The organism is Noviherbaspirillum agri (assembly GCF_054780595.1).
The window spans coordinates 1-1,045 of record NZ_BAAGWA010000041.1 but is presented as its reverse complement, the minus strand read 5'-3'; the positions used below and the strand labels follow the sequence as shown (position 1 = coordinate 1,045).

The 1,045-nt window shown below is 60.1% G+C and carries 1 protein-coding gene; it reads left to right on the top strand.

Translation table 11 applies throughout. The features are described 5' to 3' along the window. Positions 1–1,045 (top strand): IS630 family transposase (locus tag ACYVIA_RS22255; RefSeq protein ID WP_460844492.1); only part of this gene is annotated, 1,045 nt, incomplete at its 5' end.

Below are 1,045 nucleotides of genomic sequence, written 5' to 3'. Positions count from 1 at the left end.
GGAACAAGAACAATTGCATGGGTGGGCGCGACGGCGCAAGACTGCGCAAGCGCTGGCCCTGCGTTCGCGCATCGTTCTGGAATGTGCCGGCGGAGCGGAGAACAAGGCGGTCGCGGTCAAGCTGGCGGTGACACGCCAAACGGTATCGAAATGGCGCGCCCGCTTTGTCCGCATGCGCCTGGATGGTTTGCTCGATGCCCCGCGCTCGGGAGCGCCGCGTACGATTGATGATGCGCGTGTTGATGCCGTGATTGCCAAGACGCTGGAAGAACAGCCGCCGAACGCCACGCACTGGAGCACGCGCACCATGGCGCGCGAAGCAAAGCTGTCGCAAACGGCGGTCAGCCGCATCTGGCGTGCCTTCGGTTTGCAGCCGCATCGGCAGGAGACGTTCAAGCTGTCCACCGATCCGCTGTTTGTCGAGAAGACCCGCGACATCGTCGGGCTTTATCTCGACCCGCCGCTCAAGGCGATGGTGCTGTGCGTTGACGAGAAGAGCCAGATTCAGGCGCTGGACCGGACCCAGCCGGTCTTGCCGCTGGCGCCCGGCGTGCCGGAACGGCGCACGCATGACTACCAGCGTCATGGCACGACGACCTTGTTTGCTGCACTCGACATTGCCACCGGTGAAGTCATTGGGCAGTTGCATCGACGTCATCGCAGCAGCGAGTTCCTGAAATTCTTGCGTACGATCGAAGCATCGGTTCCGAATGACCTGGACATTCATCTGGTGATGGATAACTACGGTACGCACAAGACGCCTGCCATCCGCAATTGGTTCGCCCGTCACCCGCGGTTCCACGTGCATTTCACACCGACTTCGGCTTCGTGGCTCAACCAGGTCGAGCGCTGGTTCGCCACGCTGACTGAAAAACAAATTCGCCGTGGAACCCATCGTTCGACTCGTCAATTGGAGGACGCCATTCGGCATTACCTGAGAATCAATAACGCCGACCCCAAGCCGTTTGTCTGGACCAAATCCGCCGACGACATCCTGGCCAGCATCGAACGATTTTGTCTTCGAACTTCTAACTCAGGACACTAG